Source organism: Intrasporangium sp. (genome assembly GCF_040414665.1).
Taxonomy (GTDB): domain Bacteria; phylum Actinomycetota; class Actinomycetes; order Actinomycetales; family Dermatophilaceae; genus Intrasporangium.
Genome location: NZ_JBEDUL010000109.1, coordinates 22,902 through 41,218, shown reverse-complemented (window position 1 = coordinate 41,218; position 18,317 = coordinate 22,902). Strand labels below are relative to the sequence as shown.

The 18,317-nt window shown below is 70.2% G+C and carries 18 protein-coding genes; 4 read left to right on the top strand and 14 right to left on the bottom strand.

Features of this window, described 5'->3' with window-relative positions; genetic code table 11:
- Positions 1-2 precede the first annotated feature (2 nt).
- From lepB (ABF401_RS11830) to rplS, 3 genes are all read right to left on the bottom strand, one after another.
- Positions 3-1,013, bottom strand: coding sequence for a signal peptidase I (lepB, locus tag ABF401_RS11830; RefSeq protein WP_353509764.1), 1,011 nt, complete (start codon positions 1,011-1,013; stop codon positions 3-5).
- A complete protein-coding gene (gene lepB, locus ABF401_RS11825; protein ID WP_353509763.1) occupies positions 1,013-1,744 on the bottom strand; it encodes a signal peptidase I in 732 nt (243 codons plus the stop codon). Before lepB (ABF401_RS11825) ends, lepB (ABF401_RS11830) begins: the two co-directional genes overlap by 1 nt.
- Positions 1,745-1,814: 70 nt before the next feature.
- Complete coding sequence (gene rplS, locus ABF401_RS11820) at positions 1,815-2,192, bottom strand: 50S ribosomal protein L19 (protein WP_353509762.1); 378 nt, start codon at positions 2,190-2,192, stop codon at positions 1,815-1,817.
- A gap of 281 nt (positions 2,193-2,473) precedes the next feature.
- Between rplS and ABF401_RS11815 the strand changes: the two genes are divergently transcribed.
- Positions 2,474-3,232 carry an ABC transporter permease gene (locus tag ABF401_RS11815; protein ID WP_353509761.1) on the top strand — a complete coding sequence of 253 codons (759 nt, stop codon included), beginning with the start codon at positions 2,474-2,476 and terminating at the stop codon, positions 3,230-3,232.
- On the opposite strand, the gene trmD is transcribed toward ABF401_RS11815, so the two are convergent.
- Positions 3,229-4,416: a tRNA (guanosine(37)-N1)-methyltransferase TrmD gene (gene trmD, locus ABF401_RS11810; RefSeq protein WP_353509760.1), complete on the bottom strand. Its 1,188-nt coding sequence runs from the start codon at positions 4,414-4,416 to the stop codon at positions 3,229-3,231. The genes ABF401_RS11815 and trmD overlap by 4 nt on opposite strands.
- A gap of 7 nt (positions 4,417-4,423) precedes the next feature.
- Positions 4,424-4,957, bottom strand: coding sequence for a ribosome maturation factor RimM (rimM, locus tag ABF401_RS11805; protein ID WP_353509759.1), 534 nt, complete (start codon positions 4,955-4,957; stop codon positions 4,424-4,426).
- A 28-nt stretch (positions 4,958-4,985) separates the two neighbouring features.
- On the opposite strand from rimM, the gene ABF401_RS11800 reads away from it, so the two are divergent.
- Positions 4,986-6,356: an FAD-dependent oxidoreductase gene (locus ABF401_RS11800; protein WP_353509758.1), complete on the top strand. Its 1,371-nt coding sequence runs from the start codon at positions 4,986-4,988 to the stop codon at positions 6,354-6,356.
- Positions 6,357-6,465: 109 nt separating this feature from the next.
- Here ABF401_RS11800 and ABF401_RS11795 read toward each other — a convergent pair whose 3' ends face one another.
- The 5 genes from ABF401_RS11795 to ABF401_RS11775 form a co-directional block, all read right to left on the bottom strand.
- Complete coding sequence (locus ABF401_RS11795; protein ID WP_353509757.1) at positions 6,466-6,708, bottom strand: RNA-binding protein; 243 nt, start codon at positions 6,706-6,708, stop codon at positions 6,466-6,468.
- A 2-nt stretch (positions 6,709-6,710) separates the two neighbouring features.
- Complete coding sequence (gene rpsP, locus ABF401_RS11790; protein ID WP_353509756.1) at positions 6,711-7,148, bottom strand: 30S ribosomal protein S16; 438 nt, start codon at positions 7,146-7,148, stop codon at positions 6,711-6,713.
- A gap of 207 nt (positions 7,149-7,355) precedes the next feature.
- Positions 7,356-8,279 (bottom strand): GNAT family N-acetyltransferase, encoded by a 924-nt coding sequence (locus ABF401_RS11785; protein ID WP_353509755.1) that lies wholly within the window; start codon positions 8,277-8,279, stop codon positions 7,356-7,358.
- Positions 8,269-9,363, bottom strand: coding sequence for an amidohydrolase family protein (locus ABF401_RS11780; protein ID WP_353509754.1), 1,095 nt, complete (start codon positions 9,361-9,363; stop codon positions 8,269-8,271). The genes ABF401_RS11785 and ABF401_RS11780 overlap by 11 nt, the downstream gene beginning before the upstream one ends.
- Positions 9,364-9,587: 224 nt before the next feature.
- Entirely contained in the window at positions 9,588-10,256 is a 669-nt protein-coding gene (locus ABF401_RS11775) for a hypothetical protein (RefSeq protein ID WP_353509753.1), read from the bottom strand.
- 186 nt (positions 10,257-10,442) lie between these two features.
- Between ABF401_RS11775 and ABF401_RS11770 the strand changes: the two genes are divergently transcribed.
- Both ABF401_RS11770 and ABF401_RS11765 read left to right on the top strand, forming a co-directional pair.
- On the top strand, positions 10,443-11,645 hold the full coding sequence (locus tag ABF401_RS11770; protein WP_353509752.1) for a sensor histidine kinase: 1,203 nt from the start codon (positions 10,443-10,445) through the stop codon (positions 11,643-11,645).
- 47 nt (positions 11,646-11,692) lie between these two features.
- Positions 11,693-12,346, top strand: a complete 654-nt coding sequence (locus ABF401_RS11765) for a response regulator (protein ID WP_353509751.1) — start codon at positions 11,693-11,695, stop codon at positions 12,344-12,346.
- Positions 12,347-12,352: 6 nt separating this feature from the next.
- Here ABF401_RS11765 and ffh read toward each other — a convergent pair whose 3' ends face one another.
- From ffh to ABF401_RS11745, 4 genes are all read right to left on the bottom strand, one after another.
- Positions 12,353-13,963, bottom strand: coding sequence for a signal recognition particle protein (ffh, locus tag ABF401_RS11760; protein ID WP_353509750.1), 1,611 nt, complete (start codon positions 13,961-13,963; stop codon positions 12,353-12,355).
- Between the two features lie 122 nt (positions 13,964-14,085).
- A complete protein-coding gene (locus tag ABF401_RS11755; RefSeq protein ID WP_353509749.1) occupies positions 14,086-16,476 on the bottom strand; it encodes a [protein-PII] uridylyltransferase in 2,391 nt (796 codons plus the stop codon).
- Between the two features lie 80 nt (positions 16,477-16,556).
- On the bottom strand, positions 16,557-16,895 hold the full coding sequence (locus ABF401_RS11750) for a P-II family nitrogen regulator (RefSeq protein WP_353509748.1): 339 nt from the start codon (positions 16,893-16,895) through the stop codon (positions 16,557-16,559).
- Positions 16,892-18,265 carry an ammonium transporter gene (locus tag ABF401_RS11745; RefSeq protein WP_353509747.1) on the bottom strand — a complete coding sequence of 458 codons (1,374 nt, stop codon included), beginning with the start codon at positions 18,263-18,265 and terminating at the stop codon, positions 16,892-16,894. The genes ABF401_RS11750 and ABF401_RS11745 overlap by 4 nt, the downstream gene beginning before the upstream one ends.
- Between the last annotated feature and the right edge of the window lie 52 nt (positions 18,266-18,317).

Sequence of the window (18,317 nt, the reverse complement as noted above, 5' to 3'; positions counted from 1 at the left end):
TCTCAGGAGGACGCAGCCAGGCGCAGCTCGGCGGAGGCGGCTGCGCCAGCGGAGGTTGCCGAGGCCGCCGAGGCCGCGGAGGATCTGACCGAGCCGGGAGCCGGAGCCAACGCCCCCTCGGTGGGCGTGGTCGCCCCGGGGACCGGAGTCTTGTGGGAAGGCGCCGGCACGTCCTGGAAGGTCCGCTCCGGCACCCCGAGCCACGTCACGTGGTCGACGGGCCAGATGATGAACAACGCGCGCCCGACGATCTTGTCGATGGGCACGGAGCCGTCCGTCCCATTGTTGGCCGGGGCGTCGTGATACCTCGAGTCGGCCGAGTCGGAGCGGTGGTCGCCCATCACCCAGACGTGGTCCGGCGGCACGACGATGTCGAAGGGCTTGCCCTCGCTCGGCGCGTCGCCGGGCTTGAGGTAGGTCTCGTCCACGGGCTCGCCGTTGATGGTGATGGGTCCGGTGCCGCCGTCGGAGACGACATGGTCACCGGGCAGCCCGATGACACGCTTGATGAGGTGGTTCTCGGCGTCCTCGGGAAGCAGTCCGACAAAGACCAGCAGGTCGTGCAGCGGCCCACCGACGTCGGAGGTCCCGTTCGTGCTCGCCCCGCTCAGCCAGGGGACGGGATCCGCCGGGTCCTCGAACACGACCACGTCTCCCCGACGCAGGTCGAAGGGCCCAGGTGTCAGCTTGCTGACGATGACCCGGTCATCCTTGACGAGCGTGTCCTCCATCGACCCGGACGGGATGTAGAACGCCTGGAAGAGCCAGGTCTTGACGACGAACGAGAGTGCCATCGCCAACACGACGACGATGACCAGCTCCTTCAGCGCGCTGACCAGACCGGCTCCGAAGCCGCGTCGCTCCTCGTCGTCGTCCCCCATGTCCTCCCCCAAGTCATCACCCAGGTCGTCCCCGGCACGGTCGAGGTTCTCGTTCCTCGAGATCTCGCCAGGGTCACCAACACGATCGGGGTTCTGGCCCGATGAGTCGGGACGGCCTGGGACTTTCGACATCACTCACCGTTCTTCTCGGGGGCGGACTGGATCGAGCCCAGCCGATCGAGCGGCCAGTATCGCACCCACACCTTTCCGATGATGTCCTCCCCCGGAACCATCCCGCCACCCGGCTCGCCGAGGTGCGCCCGCGAGTCCGAGGAGCCGCCCCGGTTGTCCCCCATGACCCAGAACCGGTCCGGCGGGACGAGCACGTCGAAGGTCATCGTGCTCGGGGCCTGGCCGGGTTTGAGGTACGGCTCGTCCACTGGCTCGCCGTTGACCTCGATCCGTCCGTCGGGATCACAGCAGCGGACGCGGTCGCCGGGCAGGCCGATGACCCGCTTGACGTAGTCGGTCGGGGCTCCCTGCCCGACCAGGCCCTCCAGGGAGTCGACGACGGACTCCAGCAGACCACGGTCGGGGACCTCGAGGTTGAACGCGCGGGAGGCGTCGAAGACGACGATGTCGCCGTGCCTCAGGTCCTCGGCCTGGGTGGTGCGGGTCACGAGGAGCCGGTCGCCGACGTCAAGGGTGTCCTCCATGGACCCGCTCGGGATACTGAACGGTGCGACGAGGAACGCCCGCAGCCCGAGCACGAGCAACAGCGCCACGGCGGGTCCGATGAGCCAGCGCAGGCTGCGATCCGCGTGAGCGGGCGGCTCCGCTGCGCCCGGTCCATCGGCCCCCGCGGCCTCCCGCGGGGACGAGGAAGGCGCGGCGGAACCCGATGCCTCTGGCGTCTCCTCCATCACGTGGAGCCGCTCGACTCGGGGACCACCGCGCCTCTCGTCGCCAACGGGCTGAGAACTCTGGAGGAGGTCAGTCGGTCTTGGCCGCGGCCTTTGCCGGCACGGTCTCGCGCTTCTCGCGGATCTTGGCCGCCTTGCCGCGCAGCCCGCGCAGGTAGTAGAGCTTGGCGCGACGCACGTCACCGCGGGTGACGACCTCGATCTTGTCGATGATCGGGGTGTGGAGGGGGAAGGTGCGCTCGACGCCGACGCCGAACGAGATCTTGCGGACCGTGAAGGTCTCGCCGATGCCACCACCGTGGCGGCGGATGACGACTCCCTGGAAGACCTGGACGCGGGAGCGGGTGCCCTCGACGACCTTGACGTGAACCTTGAGCGTGTCGCCGGCGCGGAACTCGGGAATGTCCGAGCGGAGCGAGGCGGCGTCGAGCGCGTCAAACGTGTGCATGATGCTTCGCTTTCCTGGGCGCCACAGGTCACCCGTGAGATGTCTCGAGCTGCAGTCCGTCAGGCCTCGTCTGCCAACCAGCCGAGCACGCTCGGTCTTGCTGGCTCGACTCCCCCTGTGGCAGGGGCCATCGTCAGCCGGACGCAAGGACCAAGTTTGCCAGAGCAGGCCACCATTGCAGAAATCGAGCCGTATGCCGCTGTGCTTGGTCACGAGCTCACGGATCCCCCGGAGGGGCCGGGTTGACCGCCCCAAGCGGGGCGAGGGGATAGCGTCGGGCCGTGACCGTCAACCCGGGATGGCCGGTGGCCATCGCTCTGGTGGCCCTCATGGTCGTCACGGTCCTCGCGAACCAGGTCTTCCACCACGGTCTCGGCCGTCAGGCGGTCGTGGCCGGACTCCGGGCGGCCATCCAGCTGACGATCGCCGCGTCGATCATCACCGCGGTCATCGGCTCGCTCTGGCTCTCGGGCCTCGCCCTCCTCGGCATGTTCATCATGGCCGTGGTGACGACGTGCAGACGGATCGAGAGCCCGGGCGCACTGTCCTGGGCGGCGGTGGCGATGGCGTGCGGCATCGTGCCCGTCGTTGCCATTCTCCTGCTCAGCCGGACCATCCCCTTCGAGGGCATCGCCCTCATTCCTGTCGTCGGGATCGTCCTCGGCAACACGATGACGGTGCACACCCTCGTCGGCCGGCGGTCGTTCGCCGCCCTCCGCGAAGAGCACGGCCAGTACGAGGCGGCGCTGTCCTTGGGCCTGCTGCCGGCGCAGGCCATCGAGGAGATCATCGCCCGCCGCGTGCCCGAGGGGATCCTGCCGAGCCTCGACCAGGTGAAGACGTCCGGAGTCGTGACCCTGCCGGGCGCCTTCATCGGCGTGATGCTCGGCGGGGGCAGCGCGGTGCAGGCTGCCACGGCGCAGGTGCTCGTCCTCTTCGCGATCATGGCAACCCAAGCCATCACGGCCGGTGTCGAGGGCCGGCTCATCCGGGCGCGCCACATCCTCCCGGACGACCTGAGGAGCGCCCTGATCTCCTAGTCGGCCAGCCGACGCTTGACGAGACTGACCTGTCCGGGCACCTCGGGCTCACCGCGCGAGCGCCGGTAGCCGGCCTTGCGGTACCTGCGGATGACGTCGTCACTCCCGGCACGGGCAACGAGGGAGAAGGTCCGTATGCCGCTGGGTGCGCTCTGCTCGGCAAGGCCGAGCAGGTGCGACTCCAGCCCAACGCTGTCCACGTCGGGAGCCAGGAGCACCTCCGAGATACGCAGCTCGTCGCCGCACACCTCGGTGCGCACCGACCCGACGAGGCGGCCGGCCTTGCGCGCGACCCACGTGCGCGCCCCCTCCAGGCCGTCCCGGAAGTCGTCGATTGACGGGGTGAGCTCGGGCAGCTCGCGCACGTCGGCGACGAGAGCCGCGTGGGCCGCGGACGCCAGCGCCAGGGTGAACAGCTCAGGGACGTCAGCGGGCACCACGAGTGCGACATCGACGTCGGGCTCGCCTGGCACGGCAACCTGGGAGGGATGGAGCAGGTCGGGGCGCCGCTCCGCGGTCCGGGCGAGGCGCTGGGCATGCCGCCAGGTCCCGATCGCCGCATGGTTCCCGGAGAGCAGGACGTCCGGCACCGCGCGGCCGTTCCAGACTCGCGGCTTGGTGTAGATGGGGTACTCGAGCAGCCCATCCTCGTGGGACTCCTCGACGAGGGACTCGGCGTTGCCGACGACGCCGGGCAGGAGCCGGGCGACCGCCTCCACCATCGCGAGGACGGCGACCTCGCCGCCGTTGAGGACATAGTCGCCCAGGCTCAGCACGGAGACCTCGAGCCCGAGGTCCTCTCTCGCATGGTCGTAGACGCGCTCGTCGATGCCCTCGTAGCGGCCACACGCGAAGGCGAGCCAGGGCTCGGCGGCGAGCTCCCTGGCTCTGGCCTGGGTGAACGGCGCGCCCCCAGGACCCGGCACGATGAGGTGCGGACGAGTGTCGGGCACGGCCAGGGCGAGGACGTGGTCCAGGGCCTCGGCCCAGGGCTGGGGCTTCATCACCATGCCCGCACCGCCGCCATAAGGCGTGTCGTCGACGGTGTGGTGCCGGTCGTGGGTGAAGTCCCGCAGGTCGTGGCTGGCGATGGTGAGCAGGCCGTCCTGCCTGGCCTTGCCGATGAGCGACAGGTCCAGGGGCTGGAGGTACTCCGGGAAGATGGTGATGACGTCGATGCGCATCGCGACCTCACTCCCCCGATTCGCGGTACAGGTCGAAGAGGCCCGGGGGCGCGTCGACGACGACATGGTCCTCGGCGATGGTCGGCACGATGGCCTCGACGAACGGCACGTAGGCCGTGACCCCGTCGGTCAGCTCAATGACGAGCCGGTCCTGGGCGGACCCGACCTCGAGCCCGGTCACCTCGCCCAGCACCTGCCCTGCCGGGTCGCGGACCTGCAGGCCCAGCAGCTCGTCCTCGGACCATGCCTCCTCGTCCGGGTCGGTTGCGGCCTCCGCCTCGTCGAGGACCAGGCGCGCGCCGCGAAGGCCCTCGGCACCGGTGCGGTCCGGGATCTCCTCGAACGCGAGCAGCCAGACCCCGTTGTGCACGCGGGTCGATCGGATCGTGAGCTGCAGGGGCACGCCCGACCCTCGCGCCGCCTCGGTGTCGACGACCTCCCCGACGGCAAACCGTCGCTCCGGCTCGTCGGTGTGCAGCTGGACGGTGACCTCACCACGCAGCCCGTGGGGTTTGCCGATCCGCGCCAGCACGATGCTCATTCCCAAATCCTGTCAGTACCGTTACTGGATGGGCGAACCGGCGAGCTACGACGCGGTCTTCATCGGATGGGGAAAGGGCAACAAGACGCTGGCGGCGTTCCTTGCTGCCCGGGGCGAGAGCGTGCTCATGATCGAGCAGTCCGATCGCATGTACGGGGGGACCTGCATCAACATCGGTTGCGTGCCCACCAAGGCGCTCGTCGAGTCGGCGAACCATCCGTCAGGGGCAGGAGCCCCCGCGGCGCGCTACGCCGACGCGATCGAGCGCAAGAACGCGTTGACCGCCCTGCTCCGAGGCAGGAACTACACGATGGTCGACTCGCACGAGACGGCGACGGTGATCACGGGTCGCGCCCGTTTCGTGGGGAGGCGAGAGCTCGAGGTGAGTGCCGGCAACGAGACGGTCTCCGTGCGCGGCGAGAAGGTCTTCATCGGGACGGGCTCGGTCCCCGTGCTGCCGCCGATCCCCGGCCTCGACGGACCACGGGTGGTCACGTCCACCGAGCTCATCGACCTGACCGAGCTGCCACCTCGGCTCGCCGTCGTGGGCGCCGGCTCGATCGGGCTCGAGCTCGCCGCCGCCTACGCCACGTTCGGGTCGACGGTGACCGTCGTCGATGCGGTCCCCGACCTGCTTCCGAGCCAGGACCGGGACGTGGCCGACCTCGTCGCGTCCGTTCTCGCCGATTCGGGCATCGAGGTGATCCTCGGCGCCACCGTCGACCACATCTCGGACGACGGGTCGACCGCCGCCGTCCACCTGACGACAGGCAACGAGAAGCGGACCATCGAGGCCGACCTCGTGCTCGCCGCCCTCGGACGACGACCTGACACCGCCGGGCTCGACCTCGAGGCTGCTGGGGTCGCGGTCACCGAGAAGGGGGCGATCCTCGTCGACGAGCACCTGCGGACCACGGCCAACGGCGTCTGGGCGCTGGGCGACGTCAACGGCGGCCCCCAGTTCACCTATGTGTCACTGGACGACTTCCGCATCGTGCGCGAGCAGCTGGTCGCCGACGGAGCGCGCGCGACGACGGACCGCCGCGCCGTCCCGGCAACGACCTTCATCACTCCCCCGCTCGCCCAGGTCGGGCTCACCGAGCAGGAGGCGCGTGAGGAGGGCTTCGAGATCAAGGTCGCCGCGAAGCGCGTCGACACGATCGCGGCGATGCCGCGCGCACGGATCGTCGGCGACGCGCGCGGCATGATCAAGGTCGTCGTCGATGCCAAGACGGACCTCGTCCTCGGCGCCACCATCTTCTGTGTCGACAGCCAGGAGATCGTCAACCTGGTCGCCCTCGCGATGCGTCACGACGTCACCGCGACCGAGCTGCGCGACACGATCTACACCCATCCGTCCTCGACCGAGGCACTCAACGAGGTGCTGTCGACGATCTGAGCCCCCGTGGAGCCGCGCGTGACCACGCGACCGAGCTCAGCGGCATACGGCTGGAATGCGAAGGGGCGCCCCGGAAACCCGGGACGCCCCACTCACCTGAAGGTGACGCTCAGCGCAGGCGGTCCGTGTCGACGATGTCGACGCGGATGTTTCCGTTGCCCGCGAGCGCGCTGACAACGGTGCGCAGGGCGCTGGCCGTGCGGCCGGATCGACCGATGACCCGACCGAGGTCGTCGGGATGGACCCGCACCTCGAGCAGCTCGCCGCGGCGAAGCTCCTTGCGGCGCACGACGACGTCCTCGTCGTGGTCGACGATGCCCTTGACGAGGTGCTCGAGCGCCTCCTCGAGCATGCTCAGGACTCGCTCTTCTCAGAGGTCTCCGACGTGGCGGTGTCGTCGGCGACCTGCTCGGCGGTCTCCGAGGGGCCGTCGGCCTTCTTGGCGGCCTTCTTGCGCGGGGCCGGCGAATTGTCCGTGGCCTTGCCGGCGGCTGCGAGGGCGGCCTCGTAGCGCTCCTTCTTCGACGGACCCTGCTCCTTGGTCTTGAGCGTGCCGTCGTTGATGACCTTGAGGAGGGCGGCGACCGCCTCCGTGGGCTGGGCGCCCTGGCCGATCCAGTAGTTCGCGCGGTCCATGTCGATCTCGATGAGCGAGGGCTCCTCGGTCGGGTGGTACTTGCCGATCTCCTCGATCGCACGGCCATCACGCTTGGTGCGGGAGTCCATGACGACGACGCGGTAGAACGGTGCACGGATCTTGCCCATGCGCTTCAGACGAATCTTGACTGCCACTGGTGTGGTGTCTCCTGTTTCTTGGTTGTGAGCACGGCAAGACCGGGTGGGGAACACGCGGGGAGCCGACGCTCGGTGTAGGCGTCCAGATCAGGCGAGAGGGTCCTGGCCCGACGGGTACAGCCGACCATTGTGCCAGACGCGCAGCGGTGTCCCGGACGCTCGCGGGCGGGCACCGGGTCATCCTTCGGGTTCCGGAGCGCCCGTTCACCGCTCCTGCACGGCGAAGGCGGCCCGAACCCGGAGCGCCCTCTCGACGACGTCTCGCTTGCTCGCGTCCTCCATTGCCTCGAAGACGGGAGCGACGGCTGGGTCGACTCCGGCACGCGCGAGCCCCATGCGCAGCTCCGGTCCGGCCAGCTTGCCCTCCACGACTCCGCCGATGGATGAGCTGCGCAGCAGCTCGAACAGGGCCGCCGGCGGCCCCACCTTCGACGTCGAGTAGAGCGGCACGCCGAGCTCGACGGCCAGCTGGGGAGCCAGCCCGGTCGGCGCCATGGCCGGCAGTCCCGCAACCACGGCCACGAGGCGCCGGGCGACCGGGTGGCGATAGGGCACGGCTGGCCAGTCGGGCGAGAGCATGGTGTAGCGGTCGTGGTCCCGCCACGCGCGGCGGCCGTCGTGGCCGGGGAGATGGAGGAAGTCCCTGGAGAACCCCTCGTGCACGAAGCCGAGGGACCGAACGAGGCCGGCGGATCGGACGTTCGCCGGCTGGATGTTGGCCTCGATCCGGTGCAGCCCCATGCCTTGGGGTTCGTCGGCGAAGACGAGGTCGAGGATGAGCTGGAGCCCCTCGGCGAAGAGACCCTGGCCGACGTAGGGGTCATAGGCGTCATAGCCGATGCTCGCGCTGTGGAACGCCCCCCGGACGACGTTGCTGACATTGGCGCGCCCCACGAGGCCGTGATCGCCCTTCGGCTCCAGGGCATGAACCATGAAGGTGCGATAGGTCGGGGACTGGCTCGCGATGACTGCCGGCAGGTTGTGCGGGTCCGGGACGGCGAACTCCGACAGCCGAGCCGCCGACCGCGTGACCGCCGCCGCGTAGGCCGGCTGGTCCGCAGCGGACGGCGGGCGGACCTCGACCCGGTCCCCGCGGACGGCGGCGAGGACGACTGAGTCAGCGGACAAGGCGGCCTCGCAGGACGATGCCCTTGGGCTCGGCGACCACCGTCACGTCCTCGCGAGGGTCTGCTCCGTAGACGACGAAGTCGGCGTCCTCGCCCTCCTCGATGCCGGGCCGTCCGAGCCACGCCCGGGCCCCCCAGACGCCGGCATCGAGAGCCTCGATGGTCGAGAGCCCCGCCCGGGTCAGCTCAAGCATCTCCTGGGCCACGAGACCGTGCGGGAGGCTGCCGCCCGCGTCAGTGCCGACGAAGATCGGGATGCCGGCCTCGTGCGCCGTGCCGATGGTCGCGTGGCGTCGAGCATGGAGGTCGAGCATGTGCTGGTGGTAGGCCGGGAACCTCTCAGCCGCGGGCGCCGCCAAGGCCGGGAAGTTCGCGATGTTGACGAGAGTCGGGACGATGGCGATGCCCTGGCGAGCGAACTGGTCGATCGTGTCCTCCTGGAGCCCGGTCGCGTGCTCGACGCAGTCGATGCCGGCATCCGCGAGGTCCCGGAGCGACTGCTCGCCGAAGCAGTGGGCGGTGACACGGACGCCCTCCTCGTGCGCCGCGGCGACGGCGTCTGCGACGGCCCGGCGCGACCAGCTCGGAGCGAGGTCGCCGACCTCGCGGTCGATCCAGTCGCCGACGAGCTTGACCCAGCCGTCACCCCGGTGCGCCTCGAGCCGCACGTGCTCGACGAGCTCGTCCTCCTCGACCTCGTGGGCGTAGTTGCGGATGTAGCGGCGGGTCCGCGCGATGTGGCGCCCGGCGCGGATGATCTTCGGCAGGTCCTCGCGATCGTCCACCCACCGCGTGTCACCCGGCTGGCCCGCATCACGGATGAGCAGCGTGCCGGCGTCGCGGTCGGTGAGCGCCTGCTCCTCGGCAACCTCCCGAGGAACCGCGCCGTGGGGGTCGAGGCCGACGTGACAGTGCGCGTCGACGAGTCCGGGCAGCACCCAACCGTCGACGGTCTGGACATCGGTGCCGGACTGGGGCGGCGTGAACGACACCTTGCCGTCGACGACCCAGACGTCGTCGCGGGTGGCGTCGGCGTCCCTCCCCACGAGGATCTGACCACGGACATGAAGTACCGGCGCACTCATGCCCAGACCCTACCCACGCCGAGCGCTTCACCATCGCGGCACCGCACGGGTCCGTGCTCAGGTCCCGACCAGGCTGCGATCCGACGCCCGACGTGCCCTTTTCGACACCCGCCCCACTCGGAACTCCGCCGAGGTGAGAGCCGACGTGGTCGTGGAACCCAGCTCAGCGGCATACGGCCCGATGGTCCGTATGCCGCTGATCCTCGGTCAGGGGTAGCGAATGATCAGCCGTGATCGAGCCCGGACAGTGCCGGTTCCGTCGACCTGCCCGGCCCGGCATGGGCCGTCCGGCCGTCGACCGGAGACCCGATCCCCCGAAGCCCGACGAACCCTGCGAGCAGCAGGACGAAGGTCGGCACCCCGGAGACCGCCTCGGGTGCGACGAAGTCGCTGATCATCGCCAGCACGAGGCTGGCGGCGGCCCAGATCGGCGCGTGACCGGCGCGCCACAGGGTGATGCCGGTTCCGATCGTGCCGACCACGCTCAGCGCCAGCATCGGCACGAGCAGGCCCAGGAAGACCGGCCCGGCATAGATCTGCGTTTTGAGGTCGGTCGCGGCCGCGCGGTCGGGCAGCAAGGCCAGCTCGTACGACACCGCGTTGTGCGCGATCAGCGCCGTGTGGAGCAACCAGCCGACGCCGGCGATCCGTGAGAAGGCGGCGGATGCCCGGTGGCCGTGACGAGCGCAGTGGTGCCCGATGACGAGCAGGCCGGCTCCGATCAGTGCCGTCCCCACGAAGGTGAGTGCGTTGCCGAGCAGGAAGCTCGTGGACGCAGCGGCGATCGCGGCGAGCGCGCTGTCGTCGGCGCTCGGCAGCGTCGTCAGGATGACGACTCCAGCGAGTCCGATGACCGAGCCGATCGCGGCCCAGCGTGTCGAGAGGGTGTTCATGGTTCTCCTGATTGAGGTCGTGCAGCCCGACCCCCTCATCGGGGTTCGGCAGATGACGTCTCGAAGGTAGGAGCGATGCACCACGCCGTCGTCGCCACCGGAGCTGAACCGGGTCCGACCTGCGATGTACGTCCAGTCAGCCGGACCGCCGATGCCCACGACGGGTTGCCGCCCTACGGTTGGCGCGTGACCCGGTTCCGACGTCCTCCGCTGCTGGATGCGGTGCTGGCTTGCGGGCTGGCCGTTCTCGGTGTCGCGCAGCTGTGGTACGAGGCGGCGGGCCTGGCGTCCGTGGTGCTGATGATCGGCATCACGCTGCCGGTGGCGCTGCGACGCATCGTCCCGCTGGCCGCGGTCGTCGTGAGCTGGACCGTCATCCTCCTCGAAGGCGGCCTGGGTGCCGACGTGACGAGTCAGGGACATGCGGCGATCCTCGCGCTCTGGATCACGGTGTACTCGGTCGCACGGTACGGGCCGGGCGCGCACCCGCGGGCCGGCCTGGTCTGGGCAATGGCCTGTGTGCTCGGCTCGGTGATCACGACCACGGGCTTCGACGTGCCCAGCATGCTGCTGACAACGGTCATCACCGTCGGCCCGTGGCTGGCCGGGTACGCCGTGCGTCGCTCGGAGTCGGGCCGGGCTCGGGCCGAGGACGACGCCGAGCTGGCGCGCGCCGAGAAGGAGCGACACGCGAGGGACGCCGTCGACGACGAGAGGACTCGGATCGCGCGCGAGGTGCACGACGTGCTGGGGCACACGCTCGGGCTGATGGTGCTTCAGCTCGGCGCCGCGGAGCAGAACCTGGATACCGACCCGGTCCGCGCCCGCGCGGCGGTCCGCTCCGCGCGGCAGTCAGGCAAGGCCGCACTGGCCGAGGTCCGCTACCTGATCGGTCTGGACGGCGACGTCATCGCCGCCTCCGCGCCGCCCACGAGCGGTCTGCTCGACATCCCGGACCTCGTCGAGCAGAACCGCAGGGCCGGCGTCGATGTGACGCTCGAGCTCGACCTGGGGGCGACGGCCGCAGGCGGGGAACCGCGGGACTCGACGCCCTCGGCGACCGATCTCGCCGCGTACCGCATCGTGCAGGAGTCGCTGACGAACGCGTTACGGCACGGCTGCGGTCCGGTGCGGGTCGATCTGCGGCGCACCCCCACCGAGGTCACCGTCGCGGTGCACAGCGCGATGCAGGAGCCTGCCGGCGTGGGGGATCGTGCGGCAGCCGATGTGGGCGGTGCCGGCCGACGGGACGCTGCGCACACGGGGCGCGGGATCATCGGGATGACCGAGCGAGCGCGGTCGTGCGGCGGCACGCTGACGGCGGGCCCGGTCTCCAACGGCTTCCTGGTCGAGGCGCGGCTACCGACGTGGACCACGGACGAGAGATGACGAACGATCCACGATGACGACGAGCGGGACGTGAGCGTGACGTGAGCATGACGAGCGTGGTGATCATCGACGACCAGTCCCTCGTCCGTGCCGGGCTGCGGATGATCCTCGACCAGGCAGCGGAGGTCGAGGTCGTGGGCGAGGCTGCGGACGGCCGCCAGGCCTTGGACCTCGTGGCACGGACGCGGCCCGACGTCGCGCTGATGGACATCCGCATGCCGGTGATGGACGGGATCGAGGCCACCAGACGGATCGCCGGCACCGACGCCGGCACGCGGGTGCTCATGCTGACGACGTTCGGGGAGGACAGACAGGTGGTGGAGGCGCTGCGGGCGGGTGCCTCCGGGTTCCTCCTCAAGGAGATCGACCCGCCGGACCTGCTGCACGCCATCACCGGGGTCGCCCGCGGTGACGCGCTGCTGGCACCCACGATCGTGCGACGCCTGATCGAGAGGTTCACGGCCGCGCCGACCCGCGACCCCGCGATGCTGGCCCCGCTCACCGCTCGCGAGCGCGAGATCCTGGTCCAGCTGACCCGGGGGCTGAGCAACGACGAGATCGCTGCAAGGCTGTTCATCAGCCCGGCGACCGTCAAGACCCACGTCACGCGGATCCTGACGAAGCTCGGGCTCCGCGACCGTACTCAGGCCGTGGTCTTCGGCTACGAGACCGGGCTGGTGACGCCCGGCCACCCCGGATAGCGGTCCCTAGTTCTTGCCGAGGAACTTGTCGAAACCCTTGGGCAGCTTGGACAGGTCGAGGTCGGCCATGGGGTCGCCACCGTCCTGACCGGCGCGCGGCATGCCGAACGCCGACGCTGCGGCCTTGCTCCGACCCTCGGCGGCCCGCTGGGCGGCAGCCCGCTCCTCCGCCGCTCGCTTGGCCGGGTTGCCGCTCTTGCTCTTCTTGCGCTGCGGCTGCTGGCGACCGCGCTTGCCGGAACCGGGCACCCCCGGCAGGCCCCCACCGCCGCCGCGAGCCAGCGACTTCATCATCTTCTGCGCGTCGCGGAACCGCTCGAGCAACTGGTTGACGTCGGTCACGGTGACCCCGGAGCCCTTGGCGATGCGGGCCCGCCGTGACCCGTTGATCTGCTTCGGATGAGTGCGCTCGAACGGCGTCATCGAGCGGACCATCGCCTCGACCCGGTCGAACTCGCGGTCGTCGAAGGAGTCGAGCTGGGCGCGCATCTGCTGCATGCCCGGCATCATCTTGAGCATCGACTTGAGCGAACCCATCTTCTTGATGGCGTTCATCTGCTGGAGGAAGTCCTCGAAGGTGAAGTCCTCCTCGGCGAGGAACTTGCGCGCCATCTCGTCGGCCTGGCGCTTGTCGAACGCCTTCTCGGCCTGCTCGATGAGCGTGAGCACGTCACCCATGTCGAGGATGCGCCCGGCCATGCGGTCCGGGTGGAAGACCTCGATGTCGGTGACCTTCTCACCCACCGAGGCGAACATGATCGGCTCGCCGGTCACCTCTCGGATCGACAGGGCCGCACCACCGCGCGCGTCGCCGTCGAGCTTGGACAGGACGACGCCGGTGAAGGCAACACCCTCGTGGAAGGCCTGCGCCGTCTCGACGGCGGCCTGTCCGATCATCGCGTCGATGACGAACAGGACCTCGTCCGGCTGGATCGCCTCGCGGATGTCGGCGGCCTGCTGCATGAGGTTCGCGTCGACCGCGAGACGGCCAGCGGTGTCGACGATGACGACGTCGTGCTGCTGGGCGCGGGCGTGCTCGACGCCGGCCCGCGACACGGCGACCGGATCGCCGAAGCTTCGCGTTCCCTCCCCCGACTCCGCGACCGCGTCGTGGCCGCCGATGTTGCCCCGCTCCGGAGCGAAGACCTTCAGACCCGCCCGCTCACCGACGACCTCGAGCTGCATGACGGCGTTCGGGCGCTGGAGGTCGGCTGCGACGAGCAGCGGCGTGTGGCCCTGGTCCTTGAGCCAACGGCCCAGCTTGCCGGCGAACGTCGTCTTGCCGGAGCCCTGCAGGCCCGCGAGCATGATGACGGTCGGCGGGCTCTTGGCGAACCGGATCTGTCGCGTCTCGCCACCGAGGATCGCGACGAGCTCCTCGTTGACGATCTTGACGACCTGCTGCGCGGGGTTGAGCGCCTGGTTGACCTCTTCACCGAGCGCGCGCTCGCGAACCGCATGCGTGAACCGCTTGACGACGGGCAGCGCCACGTCGGCGTCGAGGAGCGCCAGACGGATGTCCCGGATCGCCTTGTTGACGTCGGACTCCGAGAGGCGGCCCTTGCCGCGGAGGTTCTTGAAGGTGGCGGTCAGCCGATCAGACAGGGTTGCGAACACCCGGCAACTTTAGCCGTTGGAGCGTGCAGTTCCGATTCGGCTGGGTCCCACGACCATTCGGTATGCCGCTGAGCTCGCTTCCCGACGCACGCTCGCTCCCGCGCCTCCCGCCCAGAGATGGGTCACGCTCCGTCGCAGGTGTCGATGATCATGGCCACCGCCTGGGCCGCCCTCGCCGGGGCCAACCGGCCACCGCCGAACTCGGTGACGTAGAACGTGTCGAGGGTCTGCCCGGCATAGGTCGCGATGTGTGCCGAGCGGACGACCAGTGCGGCGCGGGCCAGGGTGATGCCGATGTCTTGGAGCAGTCCCGGGCGGTCGGTCGCCCGGACCTCGATGACTGTGGCCGATGCCGAGGCGCCGCTGACCACGATGGCCCGAGTCGAGTCGGGGGCTCCCGAGCCGGGACTGCGGACCGGTCCGGTCCCGATCGCAGCGGTTGCCTTCCGCCGCTGCAGACGACCGAGAGGTGAGCGGTCACCGGAGCCGATCCGGACCAGGTCGCGGGCGATGGTGTCGGGCAGGGGCCGCTCGCCCCCTGGCGAGTCGACCCACCATTCGTTGACGGCCACGCCATCGATGGTCCGGACGAGTGCGGACCGAACGACGAAGCCGTGCGAGGCGAGCAGGCCGGCACTGTCGGCGAACAGGCCCACCCGGTCTCGGTCGACGATGTCGACGCGGTAGGCGCCGCCCATCGACGTCACGGTGACGTGGGGGTCTCCGACGGCGACCTTGTCGAGCGCATCCGGACCGAGGACCAACAACTCGACCGGCTCGACCGGCTCGACCGCGCAGGTACTTTCAGCGCCGTTCGCAGCGAGGAGAGCCGCACGGCACGCCGCGTAGAGCCGGGCGACGAGACCGGCTCGCCAGTCGGTCCAGGCCTTCGGCCCAGCGGCCGACGCGTCAGCCTCGGTCAGAGCGCGGAGCAGGTCGAGGGTCATGGCCGATCCGCCGACGGCCTCCGAGAGGACCGCGATCGTCGACGGGTCCTCCGGGTCGCGCCGCGTGGCGAGCTCGACGAGGGTGAGGTGCTCACGGACGAGCCGGACGACGACCTCCCGGTCCCGGTCGCTCGTCCCCATCCGGCGCAGGATGCGGTCGGCCAGACCGGCTCCAGTGCGGGAGTGGTCCATGGCGCCCGCAACCTTGCCGATGTCGTGGAGCAGGGCTGCGAGGACGAGCAGGTCGGGTCGGGCGACGTCCCGCACGAAGCCGCTCGCGGCCACGACGGTCTCGACGAGATGCCGGTCGACGGTGTGCCGGTGTACCGCGTTGCGCTGGGGCCGGCTCCGCACGGCGGCCCATTCGGGGATCCACCGCTCCACGATCCCGGCGAGGTCGAGCCCCTCCCACACCGTGACGAGACCAGGACCCGCCGCCAGGAGGTCGGCGAAGACACCGCGGGCAGCCTCCGGCCAGGGCTCACCCGGGCTCGGCGAGTGGGCGGCGAGATTGCGCAGCGTGGCCGGCGAGAGCGGGATGGCGTTGCGAGCCGCGACGACGGCAGCTCGAAACGGGATGACCGGGTCGGACGTGACGTCGGCAGAAGGCCCGAGGACCGCCTCGCCGTCGTGGCGGTACAACCCGAAGCCGAGGGGCACGAGCTGCGGTCGCCGCGGGCCGACCCGCAGGGTGCGAGCTCGTTGCGACTGGAGCCCCCGTCGGAGCGTGCCGTCCACCGCATAGGCGATGATGCGCGCCGACCCCGACAGCTCGGTGAGCATGGCGTCCGCGTCCGGGTGGCCGAGCAGCGCGGCGCAGGCGTCCTGGTCCTCTCGGGTGAGCCGGTCGCGGCCCCGACCGGTGACGACGTGGATGGCATCGCGGACGTCGAGGATGCGCTCGTACGCCTCGTCCACCTCGCCGTGCGGCCGGTCCGTGAGCCACGCCTCCGTCAGGGCTCGGAGGACGGTCATGTCGCGGAGGCCGCCGTGTGCCTCCTTGAGGTCCGGCTCGACGAGGTGGGCCAGATCGCCGTGCCTCGCATGTCTTGACAGGACGGACTCCTGGAGCTCCGGGAGCCGGGTCCGGGCGTTGGCCCGCCAGTCGTGCGCCACCGTGGACCGTGCGGCGTTCACCACGTCGGCGTCACCGGCGACGTGGGTGAGGTCGAGCAGGCCCATCGCAGCAGAGAGGTCGGCCGACGCCACCGCCCTGCACTCCGCGACGGTGCGGACGCTGTGGTCGAGCCGCACCCCGGCATCCCAGATCGGATACCAGAGCCGATCTGCGAACGCACCGACCTCCTTGCCCGACAGGCCCCGAGGGTGGTGAACGAGGACGAGGTCGTAGTCGCTCAACGGCCCACCGTCGCCGCGGGCGAGCGAGCCGACCGCCGCGAGGGAGACGCCCTCGTGGCGCCGGCCGGCACAGGCCTCGCGCCAGAGGTCCTGCAGCCAGCCGAAGCCGAACTCCGCGATCGCCCGTCGGCGGTCGCGCCCCGCCCCCGGGGTCGCGAAACCGCGGGTCCCGGCGAGGTCCAGTCGTCGTGTCGTCACATCGCTCATGTGGTCCTCGCCGGGCCGTTCTCTCGAAGGGTCGGGCCACTCCGGTTCGATCGGGAGCCCGCTGTCTCGGGGAGCCGCGGTCAGAGTGCGGCCGGGCCCCGCTCCCCTGTGCGGACCCGGACCACCTCGTCGACGGGGACCGACCAGATCTTCCCGTCGCCGATCCGACCGGTCTGGGCCGACTTGAGGATCACCTCGATGACGTCCGACGCGTCGATGTCGTCGACGAGCACCTCGAGCCGAACCTTCGGGACGAAGTCGACGGTGTACTCGGCGCCGCGGTAGACCTCGCTGTGGCCACGCTGGCGGCCGTAGCCGCTGGCCTCGCTGATCGTCATCCCGGTGACCCCGAAGGCCTCGAGAGCCTCCTTGGTGTCGTCGAGCTGGTGCGGCTTGATGATGGCGGTGACGAGCTTCATGCGTTGACCTCCTTGGGGACTGCCGGTGTGGCGGCCGGTGCGGCCGGTCCAGCGCCACGACCGATCGCGGCGCCGAGGCTGCCCCAGTCGTAGCCGGTCTCGGCGTGGACGTTCTGGTCGATGCCTGCCGTCTCGTCGTCCTCGGAGACGCGCCAGCCCATGGTTGCCTTCAGGCCGATGGCGACGACGGTGGTGACGAGCCCCGAGAGGGCAACCGCGACGAGTGCGATGACGGCCTGCACGACGAGCTGCCGGATGCCGCCGCCGTAGAAGAGGCCCGTGTCGGTGCCGAGGAGCCCGATCGCGACGGTTCCCCACAGACCGGCGACGAGGTGGACGCCGACGACGTCGAGCGAGTCGTCGTAGCCCAGACGGTACTTGAGGCCGACAGCGACGGCACAGAGCGCGCCGGCGACGAGCCCGAGAGCGAGCGACCCGACGGGGGAGAGCGCACCGGCAGCCGGCGTGATGGCGACGAGGCCGGCGACGACTCCCGATGCGGCGCCGAGCGAGGTGGCGTGCCCGTCACGCAGCTTCTCCGTGATGAGCCAGCCGAGCATCGCGGCACACGTCGCTGCAGTCGTGTTGATCCAGGCGAGCCCGGCCGTGCCGTTGGCGGCGAGCGCCGAGCCGGCGTTGAACCCGAACCAGCCGAACCACAGGAGGGCCGCACCCAGCATGACGAAGGGCAGGTTGTGCGGACGCATCGCGATCTTGCCGAAGCCCTTGCGCTTGCCCACGACGAGAGCGAGGACCAGGGCGGCCATGCCGGCGTTGATGTGGACGACCGTGCCGCCGGCGAAGTCGATCGGGGCCACCGCCGCCGCGGCGTCCGCGCCGGTGCCGGTGACCCCGAACAGTTTGGCCGCCAAGCCGTCGACCGAACCGGAGAGCAGGCCGCCCCCCCAGACCATGTGGGCGAGGGGGAAGTAGGCGAGCGTGACCCAGACGCCGGCGAACACGAGCCACGTGCCGAACCTGGCCCGGTCGGCGATGGCGCCGCTGATGAGTGCCACGGTGATGATGGCGAAGGTGATCTGGAAGGCGACGTTGACAATGGCCGGATAGGAGCCGGTCAGGATGTACTGCCCTGAGGAGTCGGTGATCGTGCCGTTGAGGCCGAACCAGTCGAAGGGGTTGGCGAAGAGCCCACCGATGGACGTCGGTCCGTAGGACATCGAGTAGCCCCACAGGACGTAGACGACACCGACGACGCCGATCGCGCCGAACGACATCATCATCATGTTGAGGACGGACTTCGCGCGCACCATGCCGCCGTAGAAGAAGGCGAGGCCGGGAGTCATCAGCAGCACCAGCGAGGCGCTGATGAGCATCCAGGCGGTGTCGCCGCTGTTGAGTGCGTTTTCCATGTCGAGGATCCTGTTGAGGACCCGTTTCGACGGCTCGCGCGGCGTGTTACGT